Source organism: Sphingobium sp. BS19 (assembly GCF_027925545.1).
Taxonomy (GTDB): Bacteria; Pseudomonadota; Alphaproteobacteria; order Sphingomonadales; family Sphingomonadaceae; genus Sphingobium.
The window spans coordinates 1-17,731 of the sequence record NZ_BSEF01000002.1 but is presented as its reverse complement, the minus strand read 5'-3'; the positions used below and the strand labels follow the sequence as shown (position 1 = coordinate 17,731).

Genomic DNA, 17,731 nt, shown 5'->3' with positions numbered 1-17,731 from the left:
AAATATCGCTTACAAACTGGGACTTTCCATATCTGTGTTGCTTTCAATCGATATGAATAATGGTTTTATGTTTTCGTTCCCCTGTGGGTCGTGGCGGATTAGAACCGTTCGAAATGCTGGCGGGTTCTGCCAGTGCAGGGGAGGATGGAGTCGTGCTTAATACGAATTCCCGCCAAGGCTTTGACGAAAGCCATGAGCAGTACAGAGACACGGTGCGCAGGTTTCTCGCCAAGGAGGCCGAGCCTTATCTCGACAAGTGGGAAGCAGAGGGGATTACCAGCAAATATTTTTGGAAAGCGGCTGGCGATGCCGGTTTGCTTTGTTCCAGCATGCCAGAGATCTATGGTGGCATCGGCCTCGACATCTCCTACGATCTGGTTTTTCTTGAGGAATTATACTATTTGAACTGCCCGGTAGGGGTCAGCCTGCAGTCGTTGATTACTGCACCGTATCTCCTGAACTACGGTTCGGAGGAATTAAAAGCCCGCTACCTTCCCGGCATGATCAGCGGTGAGATCATTACGGCCTTGGGCATGACGGAGCCGGGTGGCGGTTCCGATGTCAAAAGTCTGCGCACGACGGCACGCCGCGACGGTGATTACTATGTAATCAATGGGAGCAAGCTCTACATCTCGAACGGCTTGCTGTCGGACCTGGTATTTCTGGCGGCGCGGACCGGCGGAGAGGGGGCAAAGGGCGTGTCTCTGATCCTGGTCGAAGCCAATTCCCCAGGCTTCGAGAGAGGGCGCAATCTCGACAAGATCGGCCTGCATGGTGCCGATACATCGGAGCTGTTTTTCAACGATGTGCGGGTGCCAATTTCGAACCTGCTGGGCGAAGAGGGGCAGGGCTTTCGTTACATGATGTCCGAACTTGGCCAGGAGCGGCTGGCGATCTCGACAACCGCCCAGGCGCAGGCGCAACGCGCCTTCGACGAAGCAGTCCAGTTCGTGAAGGAGCGCAAGGCTTTTGGCCAGCCGATATTCGATTTCCAGAATACGCGCTTCACGTTGGCGGACATGGCGACACGTCTGCAGGCAGGTTGGGCGCACCTCGACTGGGCCCGCATGAGGCACATGAAAGGCCTGTTGACGTCTGAAGAGGCGGCGGCATCCAAATTATGGCACTCCGAGAATGTCTGGTACATTGTCGATGCGGCGCTCCAGCTGCATGGCGGTGCGGGCTATATGAACGAATATCCGATAGCGCGACTGTGGCGGGATACGCGGATACATCGCATCCATGGTGGAACTTCGGAAATCATGAAGGAAGTGATCGGTCGCCGAATTTGATACATCATCCATCTCTTGGTGGTGCGCTGTCGGCTGACAGGGCGCAGTCATGCGGTCACGCCCCTTCGGCAGCAGGATAGGTTTCAAAGCATGTCTACCTTCATCGATGTTCATTCCCACGTCTCGCCGTTGAATTTCCCTTCTGCGCCGCATTCAGATGTGGCGCCGCGCTGGCCCTGCATGCAGTGCCAGTCGTCGGTCGAAGGCACTTTGATGATCGGCGAAATGCCGTTCAGGAAGCTGGATGCCCGTTCGTGGGACGTGGCAAGACGGATAGAAGACATGGATCGCGAGGCGGTGGACATGCAGGTGCTGTCGCCGATGCCTGAGTTGCTGTCCTATTGGCTAGACCTGGCCGACGCCCAGATCCTGTGCGATGCGTCCAACCACTTGATCGCCAGCATGGTCAGCGCTGCTCCGCGCCGTTTTCGCGGTCTCGGGTCAGTGCCGCTGCAAAATCCGGAGGCAGCGGCGCGCATGTTGCCGCGCCTGAAGTCGGATTTTGGTCTGAAGGGTGTAGAGATCGGCAGCAACATCAACGGCAAGATGCTGGGTTCTGCGGAGTTCGATCCCTTCTGGGCAGCGGCCGAGGCAGAGGGGATGCCGGTTTTCGTCCATGCGCTGCATCCGGTTGCCGCCAAGGGTCTAGAAAAGCCTGACATCAACTTTACCGGATTTGCTTTGTTTCCCGTTGATACGGGTATGGCCGCAGCTTCCATCATCATGGGTGGCGTTCTTGATAGATATCCCGGCCTTCGCATCGCCTTTAGCCACGGCGGGGGCACCCTTGGCGCGATGTTGGGGCGGTTGCAGCTTGGTTGGACAACGACCAAGGGTTTCGAGGGACGAAGCCAGCTTGCCCCGATCGAGCAGGCGCGACGCTTCTTTTACGACACCAATGTCTATGACCCGGAATATTTGGCCTACCTCGCCGTTCGCATGGCGCCGGGTCAGGTATTTGCCGGTACGGATTATCCCTACATGATCATGCAGAACGACCCGGCCCGATGGATTCGCTCGGCCTGCCTGGGGAAGTCGAGCGGAGCATCTGCTCAGAGGCCGCTGGACGGTTTCTCGCCGAGCCGCTCTGATCCGAACGCCGGGCGCATAGCGGCGGTCAGCCCATCTTCCAACGCTCCAGCATGGCCTCTCCGGATTCGTCGGGACCAATTGCGCCTGGCGTGCGCGAGAACCGCGGGGCGGGTGCCTGCTGCACGATGCCCTCGTGCAGAGCATAACCGTTTCGCTCCGCGATCTGGGGATGGGTCAGGACCTCGGCCAGCTCGAGCACCGGCGCCCCGCAAGCGTCGGAGTCTTCAAGGATCGCCGTCCATTCGTCACGGGTGCGGGTGAGGAAGATCGCCGCCATTGCGGCCGACCTTTCGGGCCAGACCGAAGGATCGTGTTGGTCCTCCGCCCACTCCACTGGCGCTCCGATCCGTTGGAGCAGGGTGCGGTAGAACTGCGGCTCGATCGCGGCGACGGCGAATTCCCTGCCGTCCTTGCACAGATAGGGGCGATAGTAGTTAGACGCTCCGACCAGCACGTTATGTCCGCGCGCCAACGACAGGCCGCCAGTGGGCACATGCCCGGCCGCACCGGCGAGCAGGGCGGCGACCCCGTCGACAATCGCCGCATCGACCACCTGCCCGAGGCCCGAACGCTCCCGCTCCCACAAGGCGGCGAGAATGCCCAGCACAAGGAACATCGAGCCGCCGCCAAAATCGGCGACGAGGTTCATCGGTGGCACGGGCAACTCACCAGGGCGGGCAAAGGTATGGAGCGCCCCGGTGATCGCGAGGTAGCTGAGGTCGTGTCCGGCGCGCAGCGCGAGGGGGCCATCCTGGCCCCAGCCAGTCATGCGGGCATAGATCAGGCGCGGATTGGCCGCCATTGCTACCTCTGGACTGAGCCCGAGCCGCTCCATCACCCCAGGCCGGTTGCCTTCGATCAGCACGTCAGCATGCCGAGCGATGTCGAGGGCGCGGGCGACGTCCTCCGGCTGGCGCAAGTCGAGGACCAGCTTGCCCCGCCCGCGCTCCGTGATCGGATTGATGGTGAAGGCCGGCCGATTGGGCCGCTCAATCCGCAGCACTTCGGCGCCGAGGTCGGACAGCAGCATCGCACCGTGCGAACCTGGCCCCATTCCGGCGAATTCGACACACCGCAATCCCTCCAGCGGACCGCGCCTGCCCCCATGCTGCGTCATTCCCGGGTCTCCATCAGCATGTGTGTAACCCTTAGCGATCGCGGCCCATCGGGTGCTGTCCGCTCGGTCGCAATGATCGGGGGCACCGCGTTCCGAAAACGCTGTTGAGAAGGTGTTACATCCCCACTCGCACTGTCAACATACTTGTATCGTTTAACAGCAGTACAGTGTTTGCGACGGAAGTTGCCGGAACGCAGGAGTTTCCTTTTCGCCTTACGGTATCGCAGGTATGCAAGAAGACGATATGCTTCATGTTTCGCGATAGAAGGACATATCGCCCTGAAAATTGGACCGAAAGAGCTGGCGGGGGAAGAGCAACCTCGGCGGGTTGGTTAGTTGGTGGCTGTAGGCCCAACCCAACAGTTGGTGCGCGGTATTTTCAGGTTTGATCTTCAATTGGCTGCTGCAAGGCAGGAGCCGCATCCTTCGTAAGAGGTCGACATGGTCTTACCGTACCCGGAACTAATGAAACTGGAGCGCAATTTCAGTCATAGCTGGAACGAGCGCGACCTCATGATCTACGCTCTCGGACTTGGAATGCCGTCTGACCCGGTAGATGAACGCCAACTGGCCTATGTTTACGAGGAACGTCTCGCAGTCCTGCCGACCTTCCTTTCGACGATCGTGGTTGGGCGGAGCCCGGTTGCCTTCGCAGGCATCGACTATACGACGGTTCTCCACGGTGAGATTGCCGTGACGCTGCACAAGTCGATTCCGACGCGGGGCGAGGCCCTGGTTCAGTCGAGGATTGCTGGCGCCTGGGACAAGGGGGCTGGCAAGGGCGCGGTCTTCAGGGATCATTCGGATTTGTATCTGGCGGGTGAGCAAGCGCCGTTTGCGTCGGTTGTGAACACTGCGTTTGGACGCTCGGAAGGCGGATTTGGTGGACCGAGGGAGGGGCAGCCGATGCCCCACCCCATACCCCAACGCGATCCCGACCGGATAGTGACGCTATCTACCTCGCGGCAGCAGGCCCTTCTGTATCGGCAAACGGGCGACCTGAACCCGCTCCATGTCGATCCCGCTTCGGCGCGCGCCGCAGGGTTTCGGGAGCCGATCTTGCACGGGCTTTGTACCTTTGGCATTTGCCAGCGCGCAGTTTTAGGCGAGTATTGCGGGTATGCAGCCGATGCCCTCAAGCAAATTGGGGTTCGCTTCACGGGAATTGTGTATCCTGGCGATTCCATTCGCGTTGAGATGTGGCGAGATGGCGAGGTCGTATCGTTTGAGGCGTTTGCAGTAGAGCGGGCGCAAAAGGTGATTGGTAACGGCAAAGCAGTCCTAGCCAAGTAGCCCGACGCTGAAATTGGTGCGTGTGGCGAACCTGAGTTCCACCACACGCTAGCTCACGTCGCAGAGCGCAATTGGCTGGATGGGGTGCAGTTTGGCGGACATGAAGGGTCGAGGTCTTGGCCTCCGCATCAGGGTGCCGGTTTAGCGGCGGTGGATCGAACATTCGTTTCAAAGATAAAGTAACATATGGGCGGCACTCCTGCGCATGGGATTGTGAGACGTGCCCCGCGCATTAGTTGGTCGATCGTCTATTCAACTAAATGATATTAAACCATAAAATCAGGTGTCCGAGTATCTATCAGGGCATGCATATCCAATTGCATCAAAGTGGCAGAATGGGATTGGCAGCGTAGCAGATCCACAGTAGATAAAACGCTGGTATAAACCGAAAATGCCTCGTCAGGTTTTCTACCTGCTTCCGGGAGCATGGGGTCGATGGAGAGATGATCATGGAGGATGAAGCGAGCACAGGGCCACTTGTCGGGGTGAAGGTGCTTGAAATCACCACGATGGTCGCCGGCCCGCTGGCGGGAACGATACTTGCAGACTTGGGTGCTTCGGTTATCAAGGTCGAGGGCTTGACCGGCGATCCTTTCCGCAACGTCAGTCCGCAGCATAAGGGCATGTGCTCACACTTTTTTGCCGTGAACCGCCATAAGCATAGCATCCAGCTTGACCTTAAGTCCGAGGATGGGCGCGCTATTGCGCAATCACTGGCTGCCGAATGCGATGTTATGCTCGTCAATACCCGGCCTGCGGTGATGAAACGTCTCGGGCTTGACTACGATCAGTTGAAGCAGGCCAATCCCGGCTTGATATACGTAATGATAACCGGCTTTGGCCCGGACGGACCATATGAAGATCGGCCCGCTTACGATCAGGTCATTCAATCATTGACCGGTGCGATGTTCCTGCAAAGTCCGGAAGGACCACCTGCACCGCTCCGTTCATTTTTTGTCGACAAGTTTGCTGGCACGGCCGCAGTCAGCGCGATAAACGCGGCCCTTTATCACCGCGAACGCAACGGCGGCCAAGGGCAGTTTATTTCCGTTCCACTGATGAAATCTTTCGCGTTTTTTAGCCTCGTCGACAATCTGCACAATCATTGCTTTGTCGAGGGTGAAGAGAAGACGGGGATCGTCAATGTCACGCGCCCCTTTCGGACGAGCGATGGGACGTTCATGGGCTACTTCCAGACCGATGGGCAATTTCAACAGATTTGCGCTGTCTTCGGCGTTGAACATTTGCTTGAGGATGAGCGATTCTCAAACCCTATAAAGCGCGTCAACAACTCCGCCGAGCTGTGGCAAGAGCTTGAGAAAGGCGCCATCAAGTTCAGTTCAGATGAACTTGAAGCAATAGCTGTGCGTGAGGGCGTGCCGATCGGCAAGGTCAATACGGTCGACGAGTTCATCGCCGACCCGCAGAGCCGCCATCTGGAGTGCGTCAAGCAGTATGAGACGGATGAGTACGGCCCGGTTCGGGTTTCGGGCCACCCTGTCGATTTCTCGGGAACACCCACAAACGTCGGCGGAATTGCGCCACGGGCTGGGCAGCATACCGATGCAGTGCTGCAAGACCTTGGCTTCGATGCGGAGCGCATAAGCGAATTGCGTGCCAAAGGCGTAATCCGCTGAATTCGGGTCTTTCAAACAGGACTATGAAAAGGATGAGGTGCCATGGCTGACGTTTTGATTTTGGGTATCAGTCATTATCCAATGCTGATCTGGCCTGATAAGAGCATGGCCGGACTGCTGCAAAAGATGCTGACCAATCCCAATCTTCCCGAGGAATTGAAAACTCCGGCGGGATGGTCGGAGAACATGCGGGAAGAGTGGGGCACCGATCAGGGTGAAGCCGCGGCGGCAGCGCATCGCAAGACGATGCTGGATTGGACGCGCAAGGCACGTGAAGCTCTGGATGAGTTCAATCCCGATTTTGTGTTGATCTGGGGTGATGACCAATACGAAAACTTCAAGGAAGATGTCGTTCCGCCGTACTGCATCAATGCCCATCCGGAGTTTCGATTCCATAACTTCCCCAATAATGTCTGGGGCGAGCCGGTGGAGAAGGAGTTTGTGCTGCCTGGCGTTCAGGCTGCCGCAAAACATCTGGCTAGCGAGTTGATTTCGGCTGGGTTTGACACAGCCTATTCGTACAAGCCGCTGCACCATCCGCTTGGCCATGCCTTCACTAATGCGATCTTTTATCTCGATTATGATCGCAAGGGTTTTAATTATCCCATCCTACCGGTTTCTATAAACTGTTATGGCCGCCATGTTATTTGCCAGAAGGGCGGACTGCCCAATTTCGACAAGGAACTGTCAGAAGCGGATCTCGATCCGCCCGCGCCCACGTCAAAAAGGCTGTTCGACATGGGCGCCGAGACAGCACGCATTTTGTCGGAATCGCCTTATCGCGTTGCGCTGATTGCATCGTCCAGTTGGTCACATGCTTTTCTGACCCAGAAGAACCACTATCTGTGGCCCGATATCCCTGCCGATCGCGCCCTTTTCGATGCGCTGGTAAAACGTGATTATGATTATTGGCGGAACTATCCGGCTGCTGCGATTGAAGAAAGTGGACAGCAGGAAGTGCTGAACTGGTCATGCCTTGTGGGCGCAATGAGTGCGCTGGGGCGTGGCGAGCCGGACGTTGCTGCGTTCGTGGAGACGTGGATATTCAATTCGTGCAAGGCCTTCCTTGTGTCGAAGCCGTGACGTGATGGTCCGGCAGCGGCGGGCCATGGCAATGAAAATGCCCGGTCGCCGGCGGTCTCCGGGCAAAACAAACGGCAGCTCGAGAGACGGGCTTGACTCAATATCCATTGCCATGAAGATATAGAACAAATGTATTATACCTACGGCTGACGGTCCGTCACTGATTGCACATGGTCGGTGATGAAATTCGAATGCCAAGGCCAGCGATCTGGCCCAACCGGGAGAATAAAAGTGGACTTTAACTTACCTGCCGAAAATGACCCCCGACGCCTGGAAGTCCGTCGCTGGTTCCAAGACAACCCAAATCCATCCTACCAGCAGCTAGCCGAAAAGGGGTACACTGTCCCTCACTGGCCAGCCCCCTGGGGGTTATCGGCCGATCCTGAAACGCAGCTGATCATTGAAGATGAAATCAAGCGCGCGGGGATCGCGCATCCGATGAGCATCAATTCGATCGCGGTCAACCAGTGCGGGCAGTCGCTGCTGGTTTACGGGACCGAAGAGATGCGCCAGCGGTTCCTGCCGCCGGCGCTGGCCTGCCGCGAATTGTGGACGATGCTGTTCTCTGAGCCTTCCTGCGGTTCGGACCTTGGGGCATTGCGCACCAACGCCCGGCGCGATGGGGATGATTACATCATCAACGGCCAGAAGATCTGGAATTCCAATGCGCATATTGCCAGCATTGGCGTGGTAATCGTTCGTACCGATCCAAGCGTGCCCAAGCACCGGGGCCTCACCATATTTCTGATCGATATGAAGTCGCCCGCGGTAGAGGTTCGCCCGATCCTCGACATGTCCGGCCACGCTCCGGAATATAATGAGGTGTTTCTGACGGATGTCCGGGTTCCCGCAAGCCAGCGCCTCGGAGAAGAAGGTCAAGGCTGGCAGATCGTGGTCGAACAGCTTCAGACCGAGCGTATGAGCATGGCCAAGCCAGCGGCAGTATGGGGCCACGGTCCAACGGCCCGGGAACTGGTTTACGGCCTGATCGAGACTGGCAAAATCAAGGATCCGCTGATCCGGGAAGAAGCTGCAAAGCTTTACGCCGAAGGAGAATTGCTCCGTCTGCTGAGCGCCCGGAACCTTAGCAACCGAATTAACGGTGCACCGGCAGGGCTGGAGGCCAATCTCGGCAAGATGATTGCGTCTCCCCATGGGCAGCAACTGTCCACGCTTGCCAAGCGCACCGAGGGCGTCGCAGGCATGGTGCGCGATGACGATGAGTTGCCCCGCCCCGATATGGACTATGGCATGTTCGATACCTGGGACTATTGCTATTGGTTCGGTCCAGCCGCGACGCTGGGCGTGGGCACTCAGGAAGTACTCAAGAACACCATTTCCGAGCGCGTTCTCGGCCTTCCCCGCGACCTCGATCCCACGGCCAAGATTCCGTACAGCGAGATCGGCAAGGTGCCAGCGAAGGCTGCAGGCTGAGATAGCACATACCCATCAGCGATCCGGGCGGCCTTAATATGCTGCAGCGATCATTGTAACGAAAGATCAGAATTATGAATTTCACCCTGAGCGAAGATCATCTCAGCCTGCGCGATTCCGCCCGTACTTTCCTTTCGAAGGAAGTGAAGCTGGAGCCCTACCTGCGGCCCGAAACGAACGTAACGCCCGTTGAGCGCGATGGGTTGTGGCAAGCAATTCAGGGTATGGGCTGGCCTGGCATGGTGATACCTGAGAATTATGGCGGGCTGGGCATGACTTACGTCGATCTCGTCATGGTCGTCGCGGAAATGGGGCGGACATTGGCGCCGTCTCCGTTCTTCGGCACACTGGCTGGCGCGTGGGCAATTGAACGGTGCGGCAGTGAAGAGCAGAAGCAGGCATTGCTTCCGCAAGTGGCCGCCGGTGAACTGACGCTCGCTCTGGCCGTGGCCGACCCAAATGGTGACACTAACGGCTTGTCCGGCGGCGCCAAGGCCACGCTCAGCGGTGACCAGTGGACGATCGACGGGCAAAAATCTTTCGTCGTTGAAGCGGGATCGGCAGATAAAATCGTCGTTATTGCCGATGTCGACGGGCAGCAAGGGTTCTTCTTGATCGACGCTGATGCAGTCGGCGTTCAGATGGAGCGGCTTGACTGGCGGGACGTGACCCGTGAAGTCAATGCCATCAGCCTTAACAACGTTGCAGCAGAGCGGCTCTCTCAGGCAGATGCCGATAGCTGGCCTTGGCTTCGCGATCGCCTGTACCTCGTGCTTGCAGCGGAGAGCGCCGCTGGTGCTGAGCAATCGCTTGCCGATACTGTGGCATATGCGAAGGAGCGAGTTGCTTTCGGGCGCCCGATCGGTTCCTACCAGTCGCTCAAACACGGCTTGGCAGAGCTTGCCGGAGGGATCGAGCTGGCCACCGCTGGCGTGCAATTCGCCGCCTGGGCGTTGAATGAGGGTCAGCCCGAGGGCCGAAAGGCTGCGGCAATTGCTCAGAGCTATGCCAGCGACCAATATTGTGCGACCACGTTCCGCAGCATTCAGGTTTTCGGTGCCATCGGTTTCACTTGGGAAATGCGCAATCATTTATATTATAAACGCGCCCGGGCCAATGCAGAGCTGTTGGGTTCGCCACGCGAGCAGCGGGAACAGCTGATATGCCTTCTCGAAACAGAGCATCGCAAAGCAGCGTGAACAATCCGGCGGCGTTTCGATAGGCTGCCGCAATCGACCAATGGAGAAATGAATGCCTCTGGTAAAGTTCGTCAGTGCAGATGGAGTTGAAACAGACGTCCAGATTGATGACGGCATATCGGTTATGGAAGGTGCGGTTAAGGCTGGCATTGATGGCATTGACGCCGATTGTGGCGGCCAGTTGTCGTGCGCGACTTGCCATGTTTATGTCGGTGCGGACTGGATTGAGCAGGTGCCGCAGATGACAAGTGACGAGGAAGCCCTTCTCGAATTCGCAGCAGAGCGCAGAGAGACTTCTCGCCTCTGCTGTCAGATCATGGTCCGAACCGATATGGATGGACTGGAGATACATATCCCCATCTGTCAGGCGGCGTGATAGCCAGGCGGATTGTGATCCATTTGCACTAAATCGCGCGGATGTGGATACTGTTACCTACGCTACCAGTAAACCATGGAGTTAGCTATTCCGTTTTAGGGCATGGAGAGCTAAGCAGCACGCTACCAAAGGGGGGCGTGCTGCGTACTCCTGTCAAACTGGATGGAATTTCGCGAAGATGCCCATTGCCCAAATTGTGAGTTTGGAAGCTGAAGAGCGTACCGACACTCGAACGAATATCAAGGTCGCTGCCCGGATGCTTTTTGCCGAGCGGGGTGTTGAAGCGGTAACGGTAAGAGAAATCGTTGCCGCTGCCGGCGCGAAGAACGGTGGATCTCTCAATTACTATTTCAAATCCAAGGATGGCCTAATCCTTGAGCTGATAAATGAGATTTTTGTCGACCTTAGCAGCGCTTGGCTGGAAGGCCTTTCTACTTTGGACAAAAAGGGTGGTGCCACCTGCGTCCGCGATATCGTAGATGTAATTGTGACGGCCCCCAATGCCGAGTCCTATTCGGACCCCTCGCCGACGGCGAACCGCTTTCTTGCCAGTGTCCTTTTTACCCGACGCAAGCAGCTATCCACCTATCTGGATCAGATGAACTTCCTGGTATTCAGGCGCCTGCTTCAACTGATTTCGACTCTGCGATCTGACATCCCGGAACCGGTCATGCGGCAGCGCCTGATATTCTTTGCGTGGTATCTGCTTTCCGTCCAGTCCGCACATGAATCGTGGAAAGCATCTCGTAAGCGGAGCGATGTGTGGAGCGATGTTGATCCTCTCCACAACCTCGTCGATACGGCAACCGCCCTGCTTGAGGCGGGGACGGCCCTTGGCGTTCCGGGGGGCGCGCCTGGAGGGACCATTCGGCCTCAGAGGCGCCGCACCAAGGCACCCACCCGGTAGGACGTTCCGAACTCCTGACACTGCCCTTAGACAGTCGGCTGGCGCGTTGGTAGCTGCTCAACTGGCCCGCTTCAGCATGTCGAGCGCGATATCGACGATCATATCCTCCTGTCCACCGACCATTTTGCGTCGGCCAGCTTCGGCCAGGATCGAGCGCGTGTCGAGGCCATGGTCGGCGGCCGCCTTCTCGGCGTGGCGCAGGAAGCTGGAATAGACGCCCGCGTAGCCGAGCGTAAGTGTCTCCCGGTCCACTCGGACTGGCCTGTCCTGAAGCGGGCGAACGAGGTCCTCGGCTGCATCCATGAGGGCGTAGAGATCGCAGCCATGGTTCCAGCCGCAGCGCTCGGCGGCGGCAATGAATACTTCGAGCGGGGCGTTGCCAGCGCCAGCGCCCATGCCTGCCAGGCTGGCATCGACACGGATCGCGCCGTTCTGGACAGCCACGATGGAGTTGGCGACGCCGAGAGACAGATTGTGATGTGCATGCACGCCGCGCTGCGTTTCCGGCTTCAGCACCCGGTCATAGGCCTGGAGCCGGGCGGCATATTCGTCCATGTTCATCGCGCCGCCGCTATCGGTGACGTAGACACAGTGGGCTCCGTAGTCCTCCATCAACTTGGCTTGCTGCGCGAGTGCTTCGGGGGGGCTCATGTGGCTCATCATGAGGAAGCCGGAGACGTCCATCCCAAGTCCGCGCGCCGCCTCGATATGCTGCTTGGATACGTCCGCTTCGGTACAGTGTGTTGCCACGCGGACCGAACGGACGCCTATTTCATAGGCGTGCTTGAGATCGTGCACCGTGCCGATTCCGGGCAACAACAGGGTGGTCAGCACGGCATGTTCGAGCACTTCGGCCACTGCGCCGATCCAGTCCCAGTCGGTATGTGCGCCGAACCCGTAGTTAAACGATGAGCCCTGCAGGCCGTCGCCATGGGCCACCTCGATGGCATCTACCTTCGCCCGATCGAGAGCCCGCGCGATCGCCTGGACATGATCGAGACCATATTGATGGCGGATTGCATGCATCCCATCGCGCAGCGTTACATCCTGAATGTAAAGCTTGGTTGCGGTTGGATTGAGAGTCATGCGCGTTCTCCTGCATAATGGCGGACCGCGATCTTCTCGGCGGTCTTCAGCGCGGCAGAGGTCATGATATCCAGATTACCCGCATAGGCAGGCAGGTAGTGCGCTGCGCCCTCCACTTCGAGGAACACCGATACCTTGAGCCCGGTAAAATCTGTCATGCCGGTCGAGGCCATTTCGGGAATGTGCAGCGGCAGGTTGGAACCGATATGTTCGAATTGCACCGCCTGTTTCAGGCTGTACCCAGGGACATAGGTCTGCACATCTGCGACCATATCTTCAACGGACTGGCGAATGGCGTCCTGATCGGCTTCGTCACACAGGCAGTAGACGGTGTCGCGCATAATGAGCGGCGGTTCGGCCGGGTTGAGAATGATGATAGCCTTGCCCCGTGTCGCACCGCCCACATCGACAATCGCCTGGCTGGTCGTTTCGGTGAACTCGTCGATGTTAGCTCGCGTTCCGGGGCCGGCGCTTTTGGAACTGATCGACGCAACGATCTCGCCATAATGGACCTTGGCGACACGATTGACCGCCGCGACGATCGGGATCGTTGCCTGGCCACCGCATGTCACCATGTTCACGTTTGGCGCGTCGAGGTTTGCCTCGCCATTTACTGGCGGGATTGTGTAGGGGCCGATGGCCGCGGGGGTAAGGTCGATGACCCGTTTCCCGTGCGCTTGCAGCAACGCGTTGTGGTGCTTGTGTGCACCGGCGCTCGTCGCGTCGAATACAATCTTGATGTCGGCGAACTCGGGCAGGGCGATCAACCCATCAATGCCCTCTGCCGTCACGGGCACCCCCATGCGGGCGGCACGTTTGAGACCGTCGCTTTCGGGATCAATGCCGACGAATGCCCCCATTTCCAGCACATCGGAGAGGCGCATGACCTTTATCATCAGGTCGGTGCCAATGTTCCCCGAGCCAATGATCGCAACCTTGATCTTTTCCATGCTTCAGTCCCCGTAGTGAAATGAGCACACGCCGATGCCACCGACACTCGCGCGAACTTGATCACCCGGCTGGAGCGCGACCATGGGCCCCAGCGCACCGGCCAAGAGCACGTCACCTGCTTTCAATGGTTCGCCGCGTTCCGCTAGCGTACGGGCAAGCCATGCCGCTGCATTAAGCGGATGTCCCAGTGCGGCGGCGCCGACACCCGTAGAAACAATAGTACCGTTGATCTCCATGACCATCCCTGCTGTCCACAGATCGAGGCCGGGCAGGGACCTGCCATCGTCGGAGAGCACGAAGAACGCGGATGAACCGTTATCCGCAACGGTATCGGCGAATGTGATTTTCCAGTCGGCAATGCGACTGTCGACGATCTCGATCGCTGCGTGGACAGTGGCGACAGCGGAAGCGACCTGATCGGACGTTGTGCCGGGTGAAGGAAGGTCGGCGCCGAGCACGAAGGCGATCTCCGCTTCCGCCTTGGGTTGAAGACATTTGGCCGGGGCGAGCAAACCACCGTCTGGGATGCGCATATCTTCGAACAGCACGCCGAAGTCAGGCTGATCGACACCAAGCTGGGTTTGAACGGCCTTGGCGGTCAGTCCAGCCTTGCGGCCTACTATCCGCCGCCCCTGGGCTTCCCAGAAGCGCGTGTTGATAGTCTGCACGGCATAGGCGCCTGCGACGTCGACCGGGTCGAGACCGTCACGCAGGGGAGGCACAGCGCCTGAAACATAGGCCTCGCGCAGACGGCGAGCCATAACCTCATGGGTGGTGTCGGTCATTTGAAGTTTCCCCTCCGTATCGTGCTGTTTGTCAGGATAAGGCGATGCGATCGTTGATGCCAGCGCGTGACGGTATTGCATTCTCACCTGACAAGAATGCGGAATTCCGCACATTTGTCCGCCGACGCGTGGGTCAGCATCTCATGGCGATGGATAGGGGAAAGCCATTGAAAGCCGTATCCGAAACGAAGCTGGAATTCGGAACTGGGATCATCCGCCGGCCAACCACTAAAGCTTGTCGAGCATCAAGTGGCCAGCGATCGGCCTGCCGAATGCTACGGCCGAAATGAGTGGGTTGTAATATTCCCGAAAATGCCGAATTTTGCCGTTTTGGATGTCATAACGGATGGCATACCGGTTTCTATACTCTGCGCCGGTAGTCATTACCATATCGCCCTTGGCTTCGAGAAATATGCGCGAACCATCGGGATTAACGGTCAGGTTCAGGTCCGTGAAGGGATGAACGGACTCTTCAAGCTGGAAGGCGTTTTTCCAGAATTCCCGGCATTCGTCGAGGCCCCTGAAGGCACGGTAAAGACCCGGTTCGGTGCGTCCGCTCTCGCTCAGGGGAAAATCGATCAGGATATCTTCGTGCATAATGCTTTCCATTAATGCGACGTCCTTCGTCTCCATGGCGAGCATCCAGTTTCTAAGGGTTTCCAAAGACTGGGCACGCGCCTCAGCGTCATCAGGTGGGCTGATATAGCCATCGATCAAAGCATCAAGGTGCGTTGCTCGTTTGGTCATTGCCGTCATCCTCTCTCGTTGAATTGTAGTCGGATTGGGGTGAAAGTGGCTGCCGCCCGACCCGCCAGCATGCCAAAGGTCGATGAGGAGGACAGCGAGGTGCCGCTGTAGTAACCGGCACCGTGAAATCCTCCAACCACCTCGCCTGCAGCGAACAGCCCCGGGATCGGTTCCCCCATCCAGTCGACCACCGCCATATCGCGGTTTGTTGTGATGCCGCCGTAAGTCGAAGTCAGGGCGTTCGCGCTGGCTGCGATACAATATGGCGGCGTATCGACAGGAATGAGGTTGCTCGTCCTGCCAAAATCTGGATCGGAACCACTACAGACACTGGCGTTGTAGCGGTCGATCGTTTGTTCGAGCACTACCGGATCGATTTGCATGCTCGCCGCGAGATCGGGGATCGTATCAGCTGTCCTGATGTAGCCGTTCGCAATCCCTTCGGGATAATTGTTCACTGAACTGTCGTCGATTGCGGTGTTGAGCAGTTTGGCATCGAAAATCTGGAACGCCACACCGCCTGTTTGGCGCATGCCAGCGCTACCCAGGGCCTTGTAGTTTTGTCCCTCGTTGACGAACCGTCGTCCCTCAACATTGACCATGATGCCGCCGGCCATGAAACTGAAGAGCAAGGGCGGCACTTCATCCGCACCCTGAACGCCATGCGGGTAGTTGCGGATAGCGCCGCCGAACGACCCGGACACATAGCCGAGATCGGCCAGACCTGCGCCCAGGTCACAGGCCATGATGATACCGTCGCCGGTGTTCGCAACGCCGCCATGCTTGACGGCATCGAGAAGTTCGGGTGCGAAGATGCCCAGTAACTCCCGCGATCGGGAAAATCCACCGGTGGCGAGGACCACGCCTCGTCGTGCCTCAATCGCCATGATCCGGTCACCAAAGGCGACCATGGCTTCCTTTACCCGGCCATTCTCTGCGTCGCGAAACAGCTTCATTCCCGCACATTTCGATGCATATATAATGTTTGAATGGGCACGGGCGGCCATATGCATATTGGTGATAACCCGCCCTGTGCCCGTTTCGTGAAGGCATCGGTCCATGGCGCTGAGTTTGAACTTCGCGCCATGCTTTTTCAGAAACTCATAGGCTTCGAGCTGATGGTTGACATAGGCATCGACCAGATCGGGATTGTTTTTGTTCTTGCCCGACAGGAACAATCGCTCGCGTAATTCTTCCGGGCCATCGTCGTAACCCGCCTCCTTCATCAGATCGGTACCGGCGAAGATAAAGCCTCCCCCGGCCATCGCCGAACTGCCTCCGGCTTGGGAGGCTTTTTCCAGCAGGAGAACCTGAAGTCCATATTCCGCCGCCGCCAGCGCGGCGCAATGTCCGGCTATACCCGCGCCAAACACGATGACGTCAGCGGACAGGGGAATGTCATCTGTTTCGTGCAACACGCGCAGGTCTCCCGCTCATGCCTGGAAACCAGGGCCATGCCCGGTCACGACACGCGCAAGATCCGCGATAGACACGGGATAGCCGCGATTTCGCCAAGCGATGTGCAGGTCCGGGCGTAGCAAAAGCACCGAGGCATTCAAGGTCTCGCGGGTGTGCGGCTCGTCCAAATGGATCACTTCGAGTGGCGCGCCGATTTTGGCGAACGCCGCTTCAATGGCCGAACTGTCGTAATTCCCCGTAAGATCGAGCAATGTGTAGTCGTTGCCGACAACGTCCTGAATGGCGCGTCCGTCCTTTAACCACATATGTGGAATTCGTATGCCGGGACGACTGTGTATCCGGAGCGGGATGAACTACTCGCCTACTTTACGGAATTCGGAAAGAAGCACGAGCTCATGGAGCACGTACGTCTGTCGACCGAAGTTACGACGGCGACATACGATGAAGCACAAGGAGAATGGACCCTTACGATCGCCGGTTCAGAGCGCACGGAGACGTTCGACTATCTGATCGCGGCAACGGGTTTTTACAACGAAGCCTCCCTCCCCAAAATTCGGGGGAGGGAGCGCTTCAAGGGCGCCTCATTCCACTCTTCGCACTGGCAGCAGAATATAGACCTCAAGGGAAAGCGGGTCGGAATTGTTGGCACCGCTGCGGCGGCCGTTCAGATCGTGCCGGCCATCTATCCGGAGGTGGGCGAACTCAAGATATTCCAACGCACTCCCTCATGGATCGTCCCTCGAAACAACGTCGTTTATTCTGAAGAGCAACAGCGTGAGTTTGCCCAAGACACTGATTCCTGGCGCAAGCATCGCGATGAACTTTATGAGTTCTCGAAAGCGTTTCTCGACAGCGTGTCGGGAAACCCGGAAAAACTCGAAGAGCTTCGAAGCGTTTGCCTAGCTTACTTGGAGGAACAGATTGCCGATCCAGTGCTACGCGCGAAGCTCACGCCGGACTATGATCCGGGTTGCAAGCGGCTGCTGATCACGGGCGACTATTACAAAACGGTGGCGAACTCCAACGTCGCTATCGTGACTGACTCTATAGAGAGCATGGATGAATCCGGTATCGTTACCGGTGACGGAGCCCATCACGATCTTGACGTGGTGATCTGGTGCACTGGCTACAAGATGCCTAACTATCACGGCCCCGTCCACACCACGGGCCTTGATGGCAAGGCCCTAGCCCGTCTTATTCACCGTGCTTAGTTAGAAGGGTTGGCGGGAGTGGCCTAAGCAGTTGCTTTATAGTAGGAAAATGGGTGTCGAAGCCAATCCTGCAACGAGGCAAAAAATGCCACAAGCCACACC

The 17,731-nt window shown here is 57.8% G+C and carries 16 protein-coding genes and 1 pseudogene; 10 read left to right on the top strand and 7 right to left on the bottom strand.

Annotation, left to right across the window (positions count from 1 at the left end; all coding sequences use genetic code 11):
* Positions 1-152: 152 nt before the first annotated feature.
* Positions 153-1,292, top strand: coding sequence for an acyl-CoA dehydrogenase family protein (locus QMG56_RS02500; RefSeq protein WP_281821010.1), 1,140 nt, complete (start codon positions 153-155; stop codon positions 1,290-1,292).
* A gap of 90 nt (positions 1,293-1,382) precedes the next feature.
* Positions 1,383-2,258: pseudogene (locus QMG56_RS23415) on the top strand (amidohydrolase family protein); the annotation flags it as partial.
* A gap of 151 nt (positions 2,259-2,409) precedes the next feature.
* On the opposite strand, the gene QMG56_RS02485 reads toward QMG56_RS23415, so the two are convergent.
* Positions 2,410-3,501, bottom strand: a complete 1,092-nt coding sequence (locus tag QMG56_RS02485; protein ID WP_281821005.1) for a CaiB/BaiF CoA-transferase family protein — start codon at positions 3,499-3,501, stop codon at positions 2,410-2,412.
* 441 nt (positions 3,502-3,942) lie between these two features.
* Here QMG56_RS02485 and QMG56_RS02480 point away from each other — a divergent pair, with 441 nt between their 5' ends.
* From QMG56_RS02480 to QMG56_RS02450, 7 genes are all read left to right on the top strand, one after another.
* Positions 3,943-4,794, top strand: a complete 852-nt coding sequence (locus QMG56_RS02480) for a MaoC family dehydratase (RefSeq protein WP_281821004.1) — start codon at positions 3,943-3,945, stop codon at positions 4,792-4,794.
* A gap of 449 nt (positions 4,795-5,243) precedes the next feature.
* Complete coding sequence (locus QMG56_RS02475) at positions 5,244-6,431, top strand: CaiB/BaiF CoA-transferase family protein (protein WP_281821003.1); 1,188 nt, start codon at positions 5,244-5,246, stop codon at positions 6,429-6,431.
* Positions 6,432-6,473: 42 nt separating this feature from the next.
* Positions 6,474-7,514, top strand: coding sequence for a hypothetical protein (locus QMG56_RS02470; protein WP_281821002.1), 1,041 nt, complete (start codon positions 6,474-6,476; stop codon positions 7,512-7,514).
* A 180-nt stretch (positions 7,515-7,694) separates the two neighbouring features.
* Positions 7,695-8,948, top strand: a complete 1,254-nt coding sequence (locus tag QMG56_RS02465) for an acyl-CoA dehydrogenase family protein (protein WP_281821217.1) — start codon at positions 7,695-7,697, stop codon at positions 8,946-8,948.
* Positions 8,949-9,022: 74 nt separating this feature from the next.
* Positions 9,023-10,147, top strand: coding sequence for an acyl-CoA dehydrogenase family protein (locus QMG56_RS02460; protein ID WP_281821001.1), 1,125 nt, complete (start codon positions 9,023-9,025; stop codon positions 10,145-10,147).
* Positions 10,148-10,199: 52 nt separating this feature from the next.
* A complete protein-coding gene (locus tag QMG56_RS02455) occupies positions 10,200-10,523 on the top strand; it encodes a 2Fe-2S iron-sulfur cluster-binding protein (protein ID WP_281821000.1) in 324 nt (107 codons plus the stop codon).
* A 196-nt stretch (positions 10,524-10,719) separates the two neighbouring features.
* Positions 10,720-11,430: a TetR/AcrR family transcriptional regulator gene (locus QMG56_RS02450; RefSeq protein ID WP_281820999.1), complete on the top strand. Its 711-nt coding sequence runs from the start codon at positions 10,720-10,722 to the stop codon at positions 11,428-11,430.
* A 57-nt stretch (positions 11,431-11,487) separates the two neighbouring features.
* Here the strand turns inward: QMG56_RS02450 and dmpG are convergent, their stop codons facing one another.
* From dmpG to QMG56_RS02420, 6 genes are all read right to left on the bottom strand, one after another.
* Complete coding sequence (dmpG, locus tag QMG56_RS02445; protein WP_281820998.1) at positions 11,488-12,516, bottom strand: 4-hydroxy-2-oxovalerate aldolase; 1,029 nt, start codon at positions 12,514-12,516, stop codon at positions 11,488-11,490.
* The gene (locus QMG56_RS02440; protein ID WP_281820997.1) at positions 12,513-13,466 is read right to left on the bottom strand and encodes an acetaldehyde dehydrogenase (acetylating); all 954 of its coding nucleotides are present in this window, start codon (positions 13,464-13,466) and stop codon (positions 12,513-12,515) included. Before QMG56_RS02440 ends, dmpG begins: the two co-directional genes overlap by 4 nt.
* 3 nt (positions 13,467-13,469) lie before the next feature.
* Positions 13,470-14,252 carry a 2-keto-4-pentenoate hydratase gene (locus QMG56_RS02435; RefSeq protein ID WP_281820996.1) on the bottom strand — a complete coding sequence of 261 codons (783 nt, stop codon included), beginning with the start codon at positions 14,250-14,252 and terminating at the stop codon, positions 13,470-13,472.
* Between the two features lie 228 nt (positions 14,253-14,480).
* Positions 14,481-14,999: a nuclear transport factor 2 family protein gene (locus tag QMG56_RS02430; protein ID WP_281820995.1), complete on the bottom strand. Its 519-nt coding sequence runs from the start codon at positions 14,997-14,999 to the stop codon at positions 14,481-14,483.
* Positions 15,000-15,004: 5 nt separating this feature from the next.
* Positions 15,005-16,417 (bottom strand): FAD-dependent oxidoreductase, encoded by a 1,413-nt coding sequence (locus tag QMG56_RS02425; RefSeq protein ID WP_281820994.1) that lies wholly within the window; start codon positions 16,415-16,417, stop codon positions 15,005-15,007.
* 15 nt (positions 16,418-16,432) lie between these two features.
* Positions 16,433-16,756, bottom strand: coding sequence for a hypothetical protein (locus QMG56_RS02420; RefSeq protein ID WP_375713632.1), 324 nt, complete (start codon positions 16,754-16,756; stop codon positions 16,433-16,435).
* Here QMG56_RS02420 and QMG56_RS02415 point away from each other — a divergent pair.
* Entirely contained in the window at positions 16,724-17,629 is a 906-nt protein-coding gene (locus QMG56_RS02415) for an NAD(P)/FAD-dependent oxidoreductase (RefSeq protein WP_281820991.1), read from the top strand. The two genes, QMG56_RS02420 and QMG56_RS02415, sit on opposite strands and share 33 nt — an antisense overlap.
* The last annotated feature ends 102 nt before the right edge of the window (positions 17,630-17,731 follow it).